This is a genomic window from Sandaracinaceae bacterium (assembly GCA_016706685.1).
Lineage (GTDB): Bacteria > Myxococcota_A > Polyangia > Polyangiales > Houyiibacteriaceae > JADJJE01.
Window position 1 is genome coordinate 200,668 of the sequence record JADJJE010000001.1, and the last position, 17,661, is coordinate 218,328.

Annotated in this window: 16 protein-coding genes; 8 read left to right on the forward strand and 8 right to left on the reverse strand. The window is 70.2% G+C overall.

What is annotated here, in order from left to right; translation table 11 throughout:
• Positions 1 to 30: 30 nt before the first annotated feature.
• Genes IPI43_00835 through IPI43_00845 form a run of 3 tightly spaced genes read right to left on the reverse strand, consistent with a single transcriptional unit; the run spans position 31 to position 3,514 of the window.
• Positions 31 to 969, reverse strand: a complete 939-nt coding sequence (locus IPI43_00835; protein ID MBK7772676.1) for a hypothetical protein — start codon at positions 967 to 969, stop codon at positions 31 to 33.
• Between the two features lie 56 nt (positions 970 to 1,025).
• Complete coding sequence (locus IPI43_00840; protein MBK7772677.1) at positions 1,026 to 1,682, reverse strand: lysoplasmalogenase; 657 nt, start codon at positions 1,680 to 1,682, stop codon at positions 1,026 to 1,028.
• Complete coding sequence (locus IPI43_00845) at positions 1,679 to 3,514, reverse strand: long-chain-acyl-CoA synthetase (GenBank protein ID MBK7772678.1); 1,836 nt, start codon at positions 3,512 to 3,514, stop codon at positions 1,679 to 1,681. The genes IPI43_00840 and IPI43_00845 overlap by 4 nt, the downstream gene beginning before the upstream one ends.
• A gap of 185 nt (positions 3,515 to 3,699) precedes the next feature.
• On the opposite strand from IPI43_00845, the gene IPI43_00850 reads away from it, so the two are divergent.
• Both IPI43_00850 and IPI43_00855 read left to right on the forward strand, forming a co-directional pair.
• Positions 3,700 to 4,086 (forward strand): hypothetical protein, encoded by a 387-nt coding sequence (locus IPI43_00850; protein ID MBK7772679.1) that lies wholly within the window; start codon positions 3,700 to 3,702, stop codon positions 4,084 to 4,086.
• Positions 4,086 to 5,078 carry a Rieske (2Fe-2S) protein gene (locus IPI43_00855; GenBank protein ID MBK7772680.1) on the forward strand — a complete coding sequence of 331 codons (993 nt, stop codon included), beginning with the start codon at positions 4,086 to 4,088 and terminating at the stop codon, positions 5,076 to 5,078. The genes IPI43_00850 and IPI43_00855 overlap by 1 nt, the downstream gene beginning before the upstream one ends.
• Positions 5,079 to 5,118: 40 nt before the next feature.
• Here IPI43_00855 and tsaD read toward each other — a convergent pair whose 3' ends face one another.
• The 3 genes from tsaD to IPI43_00870 are packed head-to-tail and all read right to left on the reverse strand — an operon-like array spanning position 5,119 to position 9,818.
• Positions 5,119 to 6,186, reverse strand: a complete 1,068-nt coding sequence (gene tsaD / locus IPI43_00860; protein MBK7772681.1) for a tRNA (adenosine(37)-N6)-threonylcarbamoyltransferase complex transferase subunit TsaD — start codon at positions 6,184 to 6,186, stop codon at positions 5,119 to 5,121.
• Positions 6,183 to 6,791, reverse strand: coding sequence for a hypothetical protein (locus tag IPI43_00865; protein MBK7772682.1), 609 nt, complete (start codon positions 6,789 to 6,791; stop codon positions 6,183 to 6,185). The genes tsaD and IPI43_00865 overlap by 4 nt, the downstream gene beginning before the upstream one ends.
• Before the next feature lie 21 nt (positions 6,792 to 6,812).
• Positions 6,813 to 9,818: a protein kinase gene (locus IPI43_00870; protein ID MBK7772683.1), complete on the reverse strand. Its 3,006-nt coding sequence runs from the start codon at positions 9,816 to 9,818 to the stop codon at positions 6,813 to 6,815.
• 46 nt (positions 9,819 to 9,864) lie between these two features.
• Here IPI43_00870 and IPI43_00875 point away from each other — a divergent pair, with 46 nt between their 5' ends.
• Positions 9,865 to 10,632: a hypothetical protein gene (locus IPI43_00875; GenBank protein MBK7772684.1), complete on the forward strand. Its 768-nt coding sequence runs from the start codon at positions 9,865 to 9,867 to the stop codon at positions 10,630 to 10,632.
• A 51-nt stretch (positions 10,633 to 10,683) separates the two neighbouring features.
• Here IPI43_00875 and IPI43_00880 read toward each other — a convergent pair whose 3' ends face one another.
• On the reverse strand, positions 10,684 to 11,022 hold the full coding sequence (locus IPI43_00880; GenBank protein ID MBK7772685.1) for an SCP2 sterol-binding domain-containing protein: 339 nt from the start codon (positions 11,020 to 11,022) through the stop codon (positions 10,684 to 10,686).
• 186 nt (positions 11,023 to 11,208) lie between these two features.
• Here IPI43_00880 and IPI43_00885 point away from each other — a divergent pair, with 186 nt between their 5' ends.
• From IPI43_00885 to IPI43_00895, 3 genes are read left to right on the forward strand one after another with little or no spacing between them, the layout of a single operon-like run.
• Positions 11,209 to 12,588 (forward strand): FAD-dependent oxidoreductase, encoded by a 1,380-nt coding sequence (locus tag IPI43_00885; protein MBK7772686.1) that lies wholly within the window; start codon positions 11,209 to 11,211, stop codon positions 12,586 to 12,588.
• A gap of 3 nt (positions 12,589 to 12,591) precedes the next feature.
• Positions 12,592 to 13,713 (forward strand): 4Fe-4S binding protein, encoded by a 1,122-nt coding sequence (locus IPI43_00890; GenBank protein MBK7772687.1) that lies wholly within the window; start codon positions 12,592 to 12,594, stop codon positions 13,711 to 13,713.
• A gap of 22 nt (positions 13,714 to 13,735) precedes the next feature.
• Positions 13,736 to 14,503, forward strand: a complete 768-nt coding sequence (locus IPI43_00895) for a hypothetical protein (protein ID MBK7772688.1) — start codon at positions 13,736 to 13,738, stop codon at positions 14,501 to 14,503.
• Positions 14,504 to 14,527: 24 nt separating this feature from the next.
• On the opposite strand, the gene IPI43_00900 is transcribed toward IPI43_00895, so the two are convergent.
• On the reverse strand, positions 14,528 to 15,148 hold the full coding sequence (locus tag IPI43_00900) for a TetR/AcrR family transcriptional regulator (GenBank protein MBK7772689.1): 621 nt from the start codon (positions 15,146 to 15,148) through the stop codon (positions 14,528 to 14,530).
• 167 nt (positions 15,149 to 15,315) lie between these two features.
• On the opposite strand from IPI43_00900, the gene IPI43_00905 reads away from it, so the two are divergent.
• Positions 15,316 to 16,419, forward strand: a complete 1,104-nt coding sequence (locus tag IPI43_00905) for a ferredoxin reductase (protein ID MBK7772690.1) — start codon at positions 15,316 to 15,318, stop codon at positions 16,417 to 16,419.
• A 57-nt stretch (positions 16,420 to 16,476) separates the two neighbouring features.
• On the forward strand, positions 16,477 to 17,637 hold the full coding sequence (locus IPI43_00910; GenBank protein ID MBK7772691.1) for an acyl-CoA desaturase: 1,161 nt from the start codon (positions 16,477 to 16,479) through the stop codon (positions 17,635 to 17,637).
• Positions 17,638 to 17,661 lie beyond the last annotated feature (24 nt).

The window sequence follows — 17,661 nt, forward strand, 5'->3', positions numbered from 1 at the left end:
CCGCGTCATCACGCTATTTGCGGGAGCCGCTCAATCTACCGCGCCGAGACGCACCATGAGCGCCAGGTCGAGGCGCACCCCCACCGCAGGGAGCTGGTGGATCACCAGCGCGACCCCACCCTGGTTCACGGAGAACGACGTGCGCGTCAGCGCCAACTCCAGCATGGCCGTGGTCACGAACCAGACGTGCCGCCCTAGCGCCAGCTCGCCCCCGAGCCCTGCCCCCACCCGCACGTGCGGCGCGCGGATGGTGGTGTTCGCCACGATGAGGTCCTCGGTGGTGGCGCGCAGCTGCCCCACCACGAGGTTGCCGCAGGGGCCAACGGCCGCCACCCGTGAGTTCAGGACGGCCCCGCACAGGGCGAGGCTGCCCGTCAGCGCGCGCAGCTCCATGCGCCCCTCGATGGCCGGCGTGCTGACCGCCTGGCCCAGCGAAGCCCGCGCGAGCGCCAACAGCCGACCGCGTCGAAACCCGACGACCAAGCTGCCGTCGGCGTAGGCGCTGGGCAAGACACGGAACACCCCACCTGCAGAGAGGCCCACGCTCCAGCGCTGCTCCCGGGCCTCTGCCACGCGCGCACGCTGCTCGGCCACGGCACCGTCCAGGATCAACGCCGACACCAGCACCAGCGTCTCGTCCAGGTCGCGGCAGTCTGGCGAGTGGCTCACGAGGTCCCGCCGGGTGAGCTGCGTCCCGGCTTCGTCGAAGACCACCAGGGTCAGCTTGAACGCGCCCTCCTCGAGGCGGATGTCCACGCGCAGCTCGAGGGCGCCCCGGGACGTGGTGGTGAGCGCTTCGTGCACGCGCCCCGTGAGCGTCTCGCGGTCCACGCAGTGGCTCACGTCATCCCCCGTGGAGAGCAGCACACGGTGAGCGCTGGCCGCCTGCGGGATCCCCACCATGGCCACGCAGAACGCCACACAGGCCGCAAGCCTGACGCAGGACGTGGAGGCTCCTTGCAGCGTCATCGCACAGGAGGTTAGCAGCCCGTCAGCGAACGGCTCGCCCCTATCGCGCCGCGGCCTCAGCTCCCGGTGAGCGCCACCGTGAACGCGAACGTGAACTGCGCCGCGTAGTAGAGCGGCAGGCCCCACAGGCGGTTGCCGAAGCCTGCGTCCAGGAAGCGGTCGCGCGCCACCGAGATGTCGGAGCCGTAGAACGCCAGCGCGCCGACGGGCACGGCCAGCAGCCCGTTGACGCCGAAGTGGCCGAAAGCCAGCGCCACCATGAGCGCGATGATGCTCATGTAGGCCAGCACGGGGCCACGCATGGTGTCCTCCACGTGCTTCAGCACCCACGCGCCGATGATCAAGCTGAGCACCAGCATGATGACCACGCCGCCGGCGAACCAGAGCACGTCCACACCGCCCAAGACGAACGCCGCGGCAAACGCGATGTGTCCGAACAGGAAGCTGAGCAGGCCGCACAGAAACAGCGGGCGCGCGCGCCACATGAGGAACACGTCGCCGAAGAACGAGAAGACCAGCGCGGTGAAGATGGCCAGGTGGAAGGCGTGCCCGTAGACCTTGCCCGTGAGGGCCACGCCCAGGAAGCCGAGCGACGCCAGCGGCTTCGACAAGCGCACCTGCGTCCAACGGTCGTGCTTCTCACCGTGCAGCGTGACGGCGAGCGCGATGAGGGAGACCAACGTGAAGACGAGAGCCCACGAGGTGGGGCTCAAAGCCGGACCTCGCCGCGGCCGATGGCGGCCCAGAGCTCGGCGGTGAGAGGCACGTACGCGTCGTCGATCAACACGAAGAGCGGGTCCGCCACCTTGGCTGGGTCTGCGCCGTCGTGCTTCAGCTGGTTCTTCTGCACCTTGAACGTGCCCGTGAGCTCGAGCGCGCTCTGCACGCGCACGAAGCGCGGGCGCGCGTACGCCGGGAGCGACTCGGCCTCCTTGCGCAGGGCGGCGAGGTCCAGCTTCTTGCCCGGGTCCAGCACCACGGCCACCAAGCCGCAGGCGCCCTCTTGGCTGGGAACGCGCACGCCCACCACGGTGGCCTCGGCCACGTTCGGGGTCTGGGCCAGCACGTCCGCCACCTCGGCCGTGGACACGTTCTCGCCGCGCCAGCGGTACGTGTCGCCGATGCGGTCCACGAAGTAGTAGAAGCCCAGGTCGTCGCGGCGCAGCAGGTCCCCGGAGCGGAAGTACTCGTCGCCCGGCTCGAACACGTTGCGCAGCACCTTCTTGCTGGTGGCGGCCGCGTCCGTGTACCCGCGGAACTCGGTGGCCGGCGTCTTGATGGCGCCCAGCTTCACCAGCAGCTCGCCGGGCTCGTCAGCCGTGCTCTCCACACAGAAGCCCTGCGCGTCGCGCACGTGGTCGTCAGCCTCCACGTCGTACTTGGCGAGGCGCATCCAGCCCATGCCGCCGAAGGGCATGCGGCCCACCGAGCCGCGCTTGCCGCTGAAGTTCAGCAGGAAGCCGGGCGCCTCGGTGGCGGCGTAGAACTCGCGCACGTCGGCGATGCCGAAGCGCTCCTGGAACGGGCCCCACACGTCGGAGCGGAGTCCGTTGCCCACGGCCACGCGCAGCGTGTTGTCGCGCTCGTCCGGGTGCTCGGGCGTGTTCACCAGGTAGCGGCACAGCTCCCCGATGTAGATCATGGCCGTGGCCCGATAGCGCTTCACGTCGGACCAGAACTGCGTGGCGCTGAACGTGGCGCGCAGAGCCACCGGCACGCGCGCCATGATGCAGCCGCCGATGCCGATCATGAAGCCGTTGGCGTGATAGAGCGGCAGCACGCAGTAGAGCTTGTCGCCCGGCTGCCAGTCGAACATGAGCGGGCCGAAGCCGGCCGCCGCCGAGAGCGCGCGCCCGTGCGAGATGCGGCAGGGCTTGGGCATGCCGGTGGTGCCCGACGTGTAGATATAGATGAAGTCGTCGTCCACGCTGACCGGCGCGGGCGGAAACGGAGCCGCCGGCGCCTTGTCCAGCTCGGTCTCGAGCTCACCGCGGCCGAAGGTCATGACGCGCAGGGCGTGCAGGTCGTCGCGCTCGGCGACGGCGGCGGCGAGCGACGCCTCCACCAGCACCACGTTCGCCTTGCTGACCAGCAGCGCGTGCGAGAGCGGCCGCCCGCGCAGGTTGCTGTTGATCATGGCGGTGGTGGCGCCCACGCGCGTGCACCCCAGCACCAGCGCCACGTAGAGCGGCGAGTTGGTGCCCACCAGCGCCACCACGTCGCCCTTGCGGACCCCGAGGCCGCGCAGCACGTGGGCAATGCGTGACGTCAGCCGCTCGAGGGTGCGCCAGGTCAGCCGCTGGTCACCCATCTCGAGGGCCAGCTCGTGGCCGGCCTCGCGCGCGTTCTCCTGCAGCACCTCCAGCAGCGTGGTGCGGGTGCCGCGCTTCATCTGCACCAGCGTGGGCAGCGTCTTGCCGGCCAGGCGAGGCAAGAGCGAGAGCTCGGCGCGCACGGAGTCGCGCCACTCGGCGTGGGCGGCGTTCTGGGCGGCGCCTGTGATGACGTCCTTGAGGATCGCGAGGGGGGCCGGGCTGCGCTTCATGGTGCGGCAGGATACGCGATCCCGACGCCGAGGGCTGCTCCCGTCGCCAGGCCGGGCGCACAAGGATTCGGCCTTCTCCGTCATCTGGGTTACACTGCCTGCGGATGTGGGCCCCGGCGAATGACCCCGCCCGGCTTCACTCCCCGCGAAGTGGCACTACAGTACGGCTCGCACGAGGAAGACCGATGCCCACCTGGTCCGATGTTCAAGAGTACGCCCGCTCGAAGTACGAGCTCACCGAAGACACCGAAAACAGCTTCAAGCTGATCTTCGAGTATCAAAACGACCGCCTGCAGGCCGTCATCGTGTCCCGCTTCGAGGCCATGGGCCGCGAGTGGGTGGACTTTGCGTCCGCCTGCGCCAAGCGCGAGGACCTGGACCCGGAGGTGGCCCTCCAGCGCAACTTCGGCTTCGCCGTGGGCGGACTGTGCCTCGACAAGGGCGTCTACGTGGTGCGCTACAGCGTGCAGCTGGACACCATGGACATGGACGAGTTCGAGCTGCCGCTCCACGTGGTGGCCCGCACGGCAGACAAGCTGGAACAAGAGATCACCGGCAAGGACGAATTCTGATGGCCCAGCGCTTCCCCTTCAGTGGCATTCCCTCCGGCTGGTACATGGTCGGGACCAGCAGCGAGCTGCGCCCGGGCACCGTGCTCACCCGCAAGTACTTCGGCACCGAGCTGGTGCTCTACCGCACCGAGCAGGGTGTGTTCCGGGCCACGGACCCGTTCTGTCCGCACCTCGGCGCCCACCTGGGCCAGGGGTCGGTCTGCGGTGAAGAGCTGAAGTGCGCGTTCCACGGCTTCCGCTTCGACACCGACGGCAAGTGCACGGGCACGCCCTACCCCAGCGGCCGCGCGCCGCGCAAAGCCGACCTGCGGCTCTACCCCACGCGTGAGCTGAACGGCATGCTGCTGGCGTTCTACGACGCGCTCGGCCGTGAGCCCACGTGGGAGGTCCCCGACCTCGACATGGCCAACTTCCCGGACTTCCGCTGGAACGACTTCGAGCTCAACAGTCACCCTCAGGAGACCAGCGAGAACAGCGTGGACATCGGCCACTTCGCGGTGCTGCACGACTTCATGGACGCCGCCTCCACGGGCCCGCTAGAGCTGGACGGCCCGCTGCTGCGCTCGAAGTACACCATGAAGCGCCGGCTGGACTTCATCCCGGGCCTGCGCGAGCAGGGCGTGCGCGCCGACTTCAACGTCTTCGTGCACGGCCTCGGGTACTCGCTGGTCGTGGCGCGAGTGGAGCAGGTCAAGCTCGAGACCAAGTTCCTGATCATGTCCACGCCCATTCACGACTCGCGCATCCACCTGCGCGTGGGCGCGACCAACTCGAGCTACCCCATCCCGGGGCTCACGCGCCTGGCGCAGGCCATCTCGCTGCACTTCCTGACGCTCGAGGTCTCGTCCGACGTGCCCATCTGGGAGGCCAAGCGCTACGAGGCCAAGCCGGCGCTGGCGCAGGGCGACGGCGAGATCGCGGCCTACCGCCGCTGGGCCGAGCAGTTCTATCCGCCGCCCAACAGCAAGGTCATGCTGCCCGTCGCGTCCTGACCTGAGACGCCCGAAACGAACGCGAAGCCCGCTGAGCCTCTCACGCGCGCTTCGCGTTCAACGTTCCGTCGGGCCGGAAGCGCCCGCGGGCACGTGCAGGGTCCCGGGTGAATGGCTGCAAGTCGAGGCCATCGCGCTCGCCACGCAGAAGGCGGCAAGCGCCCGCATAGGCGATCATGGCGGCGTTGTCCGTGCACGAGGCGAGCTCGGGGATGTGCACCGTGACCCCCGCCGCGGCGCCCAGCTGCTGTGCGCGCGCCCGCAGGCCGCGGTTGGCGGCCACGCCCCCGCCCAGCACCAGGTGGCGCACCCCCTCGGCCTCGCAGGCGAAGAGGCTCTTGCGCACCAGCGTCTCCACCACCACGTGCTGGAACGACGCGCACAGGTCCGCGAGGGCCTGGCCCTCCGGCACACCGTCGCGCTCCACGCTGCGTGCGATGGCCGTCTTGAGGCCCGAGAAGCTGAACTCGAGCGAACTGCGCTGCGCCATGGGCATGGGCAGCGGGACGGCGTGCGGGTCTCCGGTCGCCGCGAGCCGGTCCACCAGGGGCCCCCCGGGATAGCCCAGGCCCAAGAGCTTCGCGCACTTGTCGAAGGCCTCGCCGGCCGCGTCGTCGCGCGTCTGGCCGAGCAGCGTGGTGTCCATGGGCGCGTCCACGCGGTAGAGCGCCGTGTGCCCACCGCTGGCCAAGAGGGCCACGAAGGGGAACGGGGGCGCTTCGGGGTGCGGGCCGTGGCCGCGCCGCAGGTACACCGCCAGCAAGTGCCCATCCAGGTGGTTCACGCCCACGAAGGGCTTCTGCGTGTCGAAGGCCAGCGCCTTGGCGAGCTGGATGCCCACCAACAGCGCCCCCGAGAGGCCGGGCCCGTGCGTGACCGCGATGCCGTCGACGCTCTCGAGCCCGCCGGGCAGCGCCGCGAGCGCCTGCTGCACCACGGGCACGATGCTCTGCAGGTGCGCGCGCGAGGCCAGCTCGGGCACCACGCCGCCGTAGGGCGCGTGCAGGCGGATCTGGCTGGCCACCACGTCGGACAGCACCGTTCCGTCGTCACGCACCAGCGCCGCGGCGGTCTCGTCGCAGGAGCTCTCGATGCCGAGGACGATCACAGGTCCTCGCGGTCCAGCGAGAACACCCCGAAGTAGTCGCAGCCCCCCGCGTTGATCTGGTCGCAGTCGGCCGGGTCCGGGTCACAGGCGTTCTGCCCGGAGCCAGCGAGGATGCGCACCTCGATGCGCTCGGAGCGGAGCAGGGACACGAACGCCAGCACGTCACGCCCCGCCAGCGGGCCGCTCACCGGCGAGAGGGCGAAGATGTAGTTCTTGGCGCGCGCGCCGCCCGGGATCTCGAGCAGCGAGAGCTGGTCGTGCAGCAGCGGCTCGATGGCCATCAGCGGGACGTCCGTGAACGTGGGGCCGCAGCGCTCGCCCGAGCTGGTGACCGAGCCCGCCACGCCCTGCACGTTGTCCGGATCGAAGCGCAGGCGCAGTACCGTATCGCCGCCGAAGCCACGGCGGATGAACGAGCAGCGCGCGCGGTCGGCGCAGTCGTCGGCGTCGGCGCCGAACACCCGCCCGGCGTACTCGGTCTCATCCGTGGTCGCGAACTCGTCGAGCTCCACGCAGCTGAGCGTGAGCAGCCCCAGCACGCAGCTGAGCGCCACGCGCCACGCGCGCTGCACGGGGAAGTGTTCGGGTCGGGTCAGGGCCGGCACAGCCCGCATGATAGCAGAGTGTCAGAGCGACGCGGCGAACCCGGCGTACCGATAGACACCCTCGGCGTCCCCGGCTTCGGCAGCCAAGCGGCCTGCCGCCCGAAAGCGCGAAGCGGCCGTGTGCGCATCACCACGCTTGGACTCGAGCGTGCCCAGCACGCCCAGGGCACGGGCCGCCAGCGCGCTGAGGCCCGCCTCACGCGACAGCTGCTCTGCCTCGGTCAGCGCCAGGATGGCCTCGGCCATCTGATCGTTCTCGGCGAGCGCCTCGCCCAGCTCGATCTTGGCGCGCAGCAGCATGGCGGGTGCCGCCTTGGACTCCCGGTAGAGCTCCACGGCGCGCCGGAACGCGATGACCGCGTGGGTGGCGTTGCCGTCCGTGCGGCGAATGCGCCCGATGGTGAGCTGCACCTCGGACTCTACCTCGGGGTTGACGCCCGCCACGCGCTCGAGCGCCAGGCCGCAGTGCCGCATGGCGTCGCGCGAGCGCTCTCGCCGCAGCGACACGCGCGCCAGGTCCACCAGCATGCGCACGTGCTCGGGGCTGCTGGGCGCCACCAGGTCGAGCGCCTCACGCAACACGCCGTCGGCGCCGGACAGGTCGCCCACGTGCTCGAGCGCGCGGCCCAGCTTGCGGCTGAACGTCACCAGCGCGGCGTCCATCATCATGTCGCCGGTCTCGAGCACCTCGCGGCGCGCCACCTCGAGCGCGCGGCGATAGCCGAGCACGGCGCCCACACCGTCCCCGCGCGACAGCGACGCGTCGCCCATGCGCTCCAGCACCATGAGCGCCATCATGGCCTCGCCGGTGCGGTAGGCGTGCTCCGCCAGCACCTCGGTGGGACTGCCCGCCGTCTGGCGCATGCGCAGCGCGGCGCGGTGCAGCTCGCGGCGCGCCTCGGCCGGGATGAACGCCTCGGCCAGGTCGCGCAGGAAGACGTGCGGGAAGCGCACCAGCTCGCCGTCCTGCACCAGCAAGCCGGCGTGCACCAGCTCGCCCACACCTTCGTGATGCGCCGGCTCCGTGATGCCCTGCAGCTCGCTGACCAGCGACTCGGTGCCGAGCACCGCCGCCGCTTGGAGCATGCGACGCGCCGACGCGCCCACGCGGTCGAAGCGCAAACCCACCGCGTCCGCCAGGCGTGGCGGGAGGGTCTCTTCGTTCTTGTTTCCGCCGAGCGCGAGGATCTGCTCGAGGTAGAGCGGCAGCATGCGCTTGGCGAGCACGCCCTCCGACGTGCGCGCCATGCTCACGAGAGTGGGCGCCGTGGGGGACGTCTTGCCCGCCAGGAAGAGGCCCGTCTCCTCCACGCTCAAGCCGCGCAACACCATGGGCTCGGGGTCGCCGAAGCGCTCACGCCCGATGGTGACCAGCAGCGAGGACACGCCCTCGAGCGCCGTGGGCAGCGCCGACGCGCAGAGCTGCGTGAGGCCGTCACAACGCTGAAGGTCGTCCAGCACGATCATGGCGCGACGTGCGTCGTTGCGCGACATGGAGAGCACCAGCGCGGCCGCCACCGCTGCCGCCGCAGCACCACTCCGGCCCGCGTTGTCCGCGCCCTCGAGGCCCTTGGGCTCCAGCACGTCGTCGATGCCCGCTTGCGCCAGGGCGTCGAAGCCGTTGCCCTCGGTGGCCAGCTCGCGGAAGCGCTCGCGCGGGACCCCCAGGAGCGTGGCCAGCAGTGCGGTGACCGCGTGATAGGGGACGGGCGCGCCGCTCGGGTGGGGGCCGCCGGTGGCGATGACCACGTCACCCCGCTCCGACAACACGCGCGCGGCCTCTTGGACCAGGCGCGACTTGCCCACGCCGGGCTCGCCGTCGATGCGCAGCCACAGCGTGCGTCCCGTGGCGCGGTCGCAGGTCTCGACGAGGCGAGCCAGCTCGGCAGCTCGCCCCACGAGCGGGCGTTGGTCCAGCAGCACCGGGTACACCGAGCGGCGCGAGGTGCGCGCGGGCGTGGCCGGTGGCGGCCCCAGCTGGCTCGGCAAGCGCGCGCCACAAGCCCCACAGAAGCGCATGCCCGCGGGGTTGAGCTCGCCGCAGCCAGCGCAACGGGTGGAGCCCTTGCTGCTCTTGAGGCCCTCCATGGCCGCGCGCAGGGCCTCTTGCATGGCCACCGCATCGGCGAAGCGGTCGTCGGGGTCCTTCTCGAGAGCGCGCAGCACGATCTCCGCGAGTGAGTCCGGGATGCCACGATGCGGCACGACGGTGCGCGGGTCGGGCACCGGGTCGTTGAGGTGACGCAGCACCACCTTGGTCGGGGTGTCGTCCACGAACGGCAGCTGATCGCAGAGCAGCTCGAACAGCATGACGCCCAGGCTGTAGAGGTCGCCGCGACCGTCCACCGGATCGCCGCGGCCCTGCTCCGGGGACATGTAGTCGGGCGTGCCGCACACCAAGCCCGGACGTGTGATGGACGTCTCGCCGCCCACGATGGTGGCGAGGCCGAAGTCCACGACCTTGACCAGGTCGCTCCCCGAGCGCGTGCGCGTCAGGATGATGTTCTCGGGCTTGAGGTCCCGGTGCACGATGCCCAGCTGATGGGCTTCACCGAGCGCATCCAGCACGGCAATGAGGATGTTGCACACGCGCTTGAAGGGCAGCGGCCCCTCTTCGTGCATGACGAGCGACAGGTCACGCCCCGTCAGGTGCTCCATCGCCAGGTACAGGATGCCGTCCTCGGTGCGTCCGAAGTCGATGATGCTCACGCTGTTCGGGTGGTTCAGGCGGCTGGCCGCGCGCGCCTCCTGATAGAAGCGCGCAACGGTCTGGTCGTCCCCCAGCAGGTGAGGGTGGATGACCTTGATGGCGACGGTGCGGCCGAGCGTGCCTTGCTCGGCGCGGTACACGCGGCCCATGCCGCCCACGCCCACGATTTCCTGGAGCGTGTACGAGCCACCGACCGTGCGCCCGATCAACGGGTCGGACGAACCGGACGAGCCCTCCTCGGGCAGGCGTGCGCCGCACACCGCGCAGAAGCGATCGGATTCATCGGCGGCTGTTCCGCAGTGCTGGCAGACGCGCACCTGCGGAGGATATAGGATGCGAGGCGAACCACAAACAATGATGTGAATGACCTCACCGCAGTTCTCCAGCCCTGACGCACACTCGCCGCCGGCTCCCGGCTCGGCGCCGCCCGAATCGACAGGGCTGCGCGCCACCGTGATCGCCGCAGGGTCGGGGTTCGCGCTGGCGGCCACCCTGCCCGGCGCGCTTACGAGCGGACTGTCGGTCTCGCTCGTGCCGGCATTCCTGGCCCCGTGGCTGATGCTGCTCGGCCTCACGCTCCCGCGCACAGGGCTCTCGCAGGGGGTGCTGCTGGTGGTGGCGCCGCTGCTGGTGGTCCTGTCGCTGGCCTGGCCGGGGGTCGGGGCCCCCTCGGCGCCCGCCATGGTCATGGTCGCCGCCGCCTGGCTGGTCTACGTGGCCCTCGCGCTGCGCCTCCTGCGACCCGCGCCGAGCTGGGACGTCACGCACCACCCCGTGGTGGACACGCTTCCGCGGGAGCGCGCCCGTCAGCGCGTCGCGCGCCGTGTCTATTGGGCCACGCTGGCGCTGGGCGCGGGGCTGCTGGCGCTAGTCACACCGCTGCTGGGGAGCGACGCCACCTACCGGGAGGCGTGGGGCGAAGCGGCCGGCGCAGCCCGTGTGCTGGTGGCCGTGGTGGGCGGGTCCGTGTCGGTGGTGGCCATCGCCGCCATCGTGGCTCCCGGCCTTCGGCAGAAGACCGCAGACAGCACGCTCACGGTGCGCCGCACGTTGGTTCGAGCGCTGCTGTACGTGCTGGCGGCGGCCGCTTTCGCGGGGATCGCCTGGGCCATGACGCGCACGCGCGGATAGACGGGGCAGCGGGGCGGGCAGCCGTGGCCACCCTACCCCGTGCCCGGGGCATCACTGCGCCAGCTTCATCAGCTTGGGCAGGTTCATGGCGAGGTTGAGGTCACCATCGATGGTGATCTTGCCGCCCATGAACGCCGCCATCGGGTCCAGCGAGCCGTCCAGCATGGAGAGCCAGTCGTCGCTGCTGACGGAGATCTTGGCGCCGGCGTTGGCGTTCGGCTCGCGGCTCAGGAAGTCCGAGGTCTTGCCGGACGTGAGGTCGAGGACGTAGACGCCCTCTTCCGCGCCGCTGATGTTGAACTGGAAGATGGCGTCGGACTCGGTGGCCGCGCCGGGGTTGGCTTCGGCAGCCGCGCTGACCTTCGCGAAGAATTCATTCACTGTCGTCATGGGGCACTCCTCAGTCGGTACTTTGGGACTGTTGGGGAAGGGGGACGCCACGACGCTCCCTCATGGGATTGTGGCGCGGCGCTGAGTGTGTAACTGATCTCGGGCGGGAGCGCCGCACAAAAAGTGAATGGCCATTCATTCTGAATCGAGGCTAACGGCCGGGCCCAGAGGGCATACGATGACGCCATGCACGTGGTGATCATCGGCAACGGCGTGGCCGGCATGGAGGCGGCGCTCACGGTGCGGGCCGAGGCGCCCGACGCCCGCATCACGCTCGTGTCCGAGGAGTCCGACCACTTCTTCTCCCGCACCGCGCTCATGTGGGTGCACTCGGGGCAGCTGAGTCACCGCGACATCGAGCCGCTCGAGCGCGATGCCTACGTGCGGCATCGCTTCACCCGCGTGCGGGCCCGGGCCACGGGCGTGGACGCTGCCGCGAAGCGCGTGCAGCTGGGTGACGGCAGCGCGCTCGCCTACGACCGGCTGTTGATCGCGTGCGGCTCTCGCCCGCGGAAGGGCCCCTGGCCGGGCAGCGACCTGCGCGGCGTCGGGCACTTCGTCACGCTGCAAGACCTCGAGTGGTACGAGCGGGAGCTGCACGGCGGGTCCAGCCACGCAGGCAGGCCCGAGCGGCCGGATCACCACGTGGCCCACAGCCGGCCGGAGTCGCCCTACTTGCCGCGCGAGAGCGCCGCCGCGAAGCGGGGCTCACTGTCCACGCGGCCTGCCATCATCGGCGGCGGGCTGATCGGCATCGAGGCCGTGGAGGTGGCGCACGCCAAGGGGTTACACCCGCACTTCTTCATCCGCGACGAGTGGTTCTGGCCCATGGCGGTGAACGCGGCGGAGGCCGCTTGGATCACGGAGCGCATGCGCGCGCACGGCGTCCAAGTGCACCTGCAGCACGAGGTGGAGCGGCTCGAGGCCGACGCGCAGGGCAACGTGGCGCGCGTGGTCACCAAGCAGGGCGCGTTCGACGTGGACTGCGCCGTCATCGCCATCGGCGTGGTGCCGAACACCGAGTGGTTGCTGGGCTCGGGCATCACGCTCGACGACGGCGGGGGCGTGGTGGTGGACGACCAGCAGCGCACCAACCTGCCGAACATCTTCGCGGCCGGGGACTGCGCCTCGGTGCGCTGGCGTGACGGCGCGCAGCGGCCCGAGCAGCTCTGGTACACGGGGCGCGATCAGGGGCGCGTCGCGGCCCGGGCGCTGTTGGGTCAGACTGGCGAGGCCGCTCGGTATCGGCGCCCCACCTGGTACAACAGCGCGAAGCTCATGGACATCGAGTACACCACGGCGGGGCTCGTGAACACGAAGCAGCCCGGTGAGCGCGAGTGGTACTTCGAGGAGCGCGCTGCCGTGCGCAGCACCACGCGCATCGTGCACACGGACGCGGGGGTCATCGGCTTCAACCTGCTGGGGCGGCGCTGGGACCACACCGTGCTCATGGGCTTCATCGACGCGCAGCGCTCGCTCGCGTACGCGCTGGACCACCTGCACGAGGCCGCCTTCGACACGGAGCTCGTGCCGAAGCTCAGCTTCCCGCACGAAGGGAGCCGCTGAGCCATGGACCTCCAGGGACAAAACGGGCTGCTCTCCACGTACCGCGAGGGCTACCGCGCGCGCGGGCCGCTGGCGTTCGTGATCGCCGCCACGTTGGTGGGCTTCTACACGGTGCTGTACTGGGAAGAGAAGCTCAGCGGCATGCTGGGCGGACACCCGCTCACGGCGCTGGCCGAGGCCCTGCACCTCCGCAACCGCTGGTACCTCTACGGCTTCCTGTACTGCGTGGCCATGACGGCTGGTGGTGTCTACTACCTGCGCCGCCACGGCAACAGCCGCTACAACCGCGCGCGCATCGCCGTGAACGTGGGCGTGCAAGTGGTGCTGGGCTTCACCCTGCCCTTCGTCATGCCGTTGTTCGGGCAGCCCGAGTTCTATTTCAGCTACTTCTGGCCGCTGAAGTACGACTACCTCTACCCACAGACGCTGGTGCAGCTGCCCGTCTACCTGTCGGTCTACGCCGTGATCGGTGGGCTCGTGGCCGCGCCCGTGCTGGCGTTCTTCTTCGGCAAGCGCTGGTACTGCTCGTGGGTGTGCGGCTGCGGCGGCCTGGCCAACACCTTCGGCGACCCCTACCGCCACCTCACCAGCAAGTCGTCGGCGGCGTGGCGCTTCGAGCGCTGGTCCATTCACAGCGTGCTCGTGCTGGTCATCGTCACCACCGCGCTGGTGGCAGCAGACTTCTTCTGGGGCGCGAGTCATCCGGGCCTACACCGCGTGGTCTCGGGCGGCCCCGTGTCGGTGAAGGAGCTGTACGGCTTCGTGGTGGGCTCCATCTTGGCGGGGGTCATCGGCACCGGCCTCTACCCGCTGCTGGGCCCGCGCTCGTGGTGCCGCAACTTCTGCCCCATGGCCGCGCTGCTGGGGCTCATCCAGAAGCTGGGGCGCTACCGCATCACGGTGAAGCCCGACATGTGCATCTCGTGCGGCAACTGCAGCACCTACTGCGAAATGGGCATCGACGTGCGGGCCTACGCGCAGCGCAACGAGAGCTTCACGCGCGCCAGCTGCGTGGGCTGCGGCATGTGCGCGCACATGTGCCCGCGCGGCGTGCTCAAGCTGGAGAACACCACGGCACCCCGGCGGGTTACGAAGCGCGGCAGTCTGCCCATCGTCTCGGGCTGAGAACGTCGGTATGCTGGCGCGCGTGACCCACGCCCGCATCGCCCGTCCGCTCGCTGTCGACCACCCCCCACGCACGGCACACCATCTCGCAGCCTGCGCGCTGGCGCTCACGCTGATGGTGGCGCCTGGGCTCGGGTGCGGCGGCGGCGAGCCAACGAGCGCGGGCGCAGGCGAGACGGGGGGCGAGGACGTCGCCGAGACCGGGTCCGAGACCGCCACGTCCAGCACGCCAGGCGCCGACGCGGACAGCGATGGCCTGCCGGACCACTTGGACCGCTGCGCCACGGAGCGTGGTGAGGCACGCGCGGGTGGCTGCCCTCCCTACGACGCCGACCAGGACGGCTCTCCCGAGGCTTGGTCGGAGTTCACGTGCGCGGCCCGCACCTGCTCGCAGTCGTACTGCATCCGTGAGGCACCGCCGATGCCGGTCCTGTACTTCGTGCGCGGGCGCGCCGCGGGCCAGACGGCCGACATCCCTGCGCTGGCCCGGGCGTTGGGCGGAGAGGGCGACGTCTACGTCTCGGGTCACACCGGCGAAGGCGAGGCCGCCGAGCTCGGGCGCTCCCGCGCCGAGTGGGTCATCGCCAGGCTCGCCCAACAGGGTGTCGACACGGCGCGCCTCCAGGCCGTGGGCTTCGGCTCGCACTGGGGCAAGGTCGACCCGCCCAGCGGCATGAGCCCGGCAGACGCTGACCGTCGCGTCGAGGTGATCGCCACGTGGTACGGCCCGCCGGGCTGCACGGCACACGACGTTCCCGTGGACAAGTGCCCGGTGGCCTGCACCCCCTAGCGACCGCCGGCCGCGGGCGCTCCGTCAGCCCGGGGGCGCCTGGAACTTCGGCCGCTTGGGCAAGTGACGCAGGCCCATCCACGCGAGAGCCCCCATGTGCTTGGCCACCTCGTCCACCGGCGGCTTGCGCTCTTCGGTCCACCACTTGCCCACGAAGGTGACCATGCCGACCAGCGCGTGGGCGTAGATGGGCGCCGCGCGGGGGTCGTAGCCGGCCTCCTTGAGCGTGGCCGCGAACACGTCCCCCACGCGCTCCGCCATGTCGTTGAGCAGGCTGGACATGGTGCCTTTGGACGATGTGAGCGGGGAGTCCTGCGACAGCACGGCGAAGCCATCGGGATGGTCCCGCACGTAGGTCAGGAACGCGAGGGATGCGCGCTCCACCCGCTCGCGGGGGGTGCCGCTCGAGATCGACTCCACCAAGCGGCGCACCACATAGTCCATCTCGCGGTCCACGATGACGGCGTAGAGGCCCTCTTTGCCGCCGAAGTGCTCGTAGACGATGGGCTTCGACACCTTGGCGCGCTTGGCCACCTCTTCGACGGAGGTGCCCTCGTAGCCGCTGGCCGCGAAGACGGCGCGACCGACGTCGATGAGCTGTGCCCGTCGATCGGTGGCGGACATGCGGCGGCTCCGGAGGCTCATTGCGTCCCCATGGTAAGACGACACGGTAAGTTACGCCAACGTTACAAACGGCACTGCGTCGCACGTTTACAGCATGTAAACAGGCTCTTTTTTGAGGGTAGGCCATTGACCTACACTTACTTTGACGTAACTTACTCATCCGTAGGTTACGCAACCCGGAGATGCCCATGTTCGCGACACGAGAGAACCCCAGCCCCTGGTCGAAGGCCCCCCGCGCCGTCATCCGCCGGCTCTTCCTCGACCGCCAGGCGAGCTTCTGGATGAACGAGCTCGCCCCGCTGCATGCCGGCGACCAGTGCCGCGCACGCATCGTCTCCATCATTGACGAGACGCCCGACACCAAGACCTTCGTCCTGCAGCCCAACTTCCGCTTTCGGGGCCACGAGGCCGGGCAGTACGTCTCCGTCGAGGTGGAGGTCGACGGCGTGCGCACCAGCCGCTGCTATTCCATCTCGTCGCCGCCCGGCGCCGAGCACCTGACCATCACCGTGCGGCGCGTGCCGGATGGCCGGGTGTCTTCGTGGCTGCACGAGCATTCCCGCCCGGGCGACGTCCTGCGCCTCGGACCCGCCACCGGCGACTTCGTCCTCCCGGCCGTGCGTCCCGAGAAGCTGCTCTTTCTGAGCGGCGGCAGCGGCATCACCCCGCTCATGTCCATGGCGCGCACTCTCGCAGCCCAGGGCAACCTGCACGACGTGGTGTGGGTACACTACGCGCGCTCCCAGAAGGACGTGATCTTCGGCGCCGAGCTCCAGCAGCTGGCGCGGGAACACGTGGGGCTCCGGTTGGTCCTGTGCTTGGACGACGCCCCGGGCGCACCGCGCGGCTTCGACGAGGGCGTGTTCTCGGCCCTCGTCCCGGACTTCGCAAAGCGCGCAGCCTTCCTGTGCGGGCCCGGCCCCCTGATGGAGCGCGTCGAGGCCCTCTTCGACACCGCCGGCGCGTCCGCGCAGCTGAAGCGCGAGGCGTTCGTCTCGGCCATCCCCACGGCGCGCATGGTCGCCCCCGGTGAGCCGGTGGAGGTGAAGCTGCTGCGCTCCGAGCGCGCCGTCATCGCGCGTGGCGCCGGCAGCCTGTTGGAGCAGCTGGAGCGCGCCGGCACGCGCCCGCCCAGCGGCTGCCGCGTGGGCATCTGCCACACCTGCAAGTGCACCAAGCAGAGCGGCACCGTCGAGAACCTGCTCACCGGCGTGATCTCGAGCGCACCGGACGAAGAGATCCAGCTCTGCATCAGCAAGCCCCACTCGGACCTCGCGCTCGACCTCGGCTGACCCCGCGCGCCCCGCCTTGGCGCCCATCCCCAACCCCATTTTTCGGAGACTCTCCTCATGACTCGAGTAAGCAGAACCCTCAGCAAGTCGGAAGCGGAAGCGTTCGGTCGCGAGCTGGACGCGCTGCGTCAGTCGGTGGTCGACGACCTCGGCGAGCGCGACGTCGCGCACATCCGCAAGGTCATCCGCATGGCCAACACCAGCGAGGCCGCCGGCCGCGTGTTGCTGCACGTGGGCATCGGCCCGCTCAGCTTCGTCGGCGGCGTCAGCGCCCTCGCGCTCTCCAAGATCCTGGAGAACATGGAGATCGGCCACAACGTCATGCACGGTCAGTACGACTGGACGCGTGACCCGGCGCTCGACTCGCACCGCTACGACTGGGACAACGTCTGCACGGCCGAAGACTGGCGCCACTCACACAACTTCGAGCACCACACGTACACCAACATCGTGGGCAAGGACCGCGACGTGGGCTACGGCCTACTGCGCGTCGCGGCCGAGCAACCTTGGGAGCCCCGCTACCTGGCGCAGCCCATCAGCGCGGCGCTCTTGGCGCTGTTCTTCCAGTGGGGCGTCGGCGGGCACGACCTGCGGATCCCCGAAGTCATCGAGCGCAAGGAGCCCCTGGGACCCTTCCTCGAGCGGGCGAAGCCCTTCCTCAAGAAGTCCGCCTGGCAGCTCTTCAAGGACTACGGCTTCTACCCTGCGCTGGCGCTCGGCAACGCGCCGCGCGTGGCCTTCGGCAACCTGCTGGCCAACGGGGCCCGCAACCTGTGGACCTTCTCGGTCATCTTCTGCGGACACTTCCCCGAGGGCGTGCGCGTCTACACCGAGGCCGAGACCGAGAACGAGTCGCGCGGGGAGTGGTACGTGCGCCAACTGAACGGCTCGGGCAACGTCGAAGGCAGCCCCACGCTGCACCTGCTCACGGGCCACCTCAGCCACCAGATCGAGCACCACCTCTTCCCGGACATCCCGGCGGCCCGCTATCCCGAGATGGCCGTGACGGTGCGCGAGATCTGCGAGCGCTACGGGCAGGTCTACAACACGGGCAGCTTCGCGAAGCAGCTCGGCAGCGTGGCCAAGCGCATCGTGCGGCTCTCGCTGCCCGGGCCCGTGATTCCCGCACGCGAGGTGGCGCCGCCGTCTTCCGCCGAGGCTCAGGTGGAGCTGCCCGTGCGCGAGAGCGTGCGTGAAGGCGTGCGTCACGCCGCCTGATCGGCTCCGGCTACCGGGACGCGT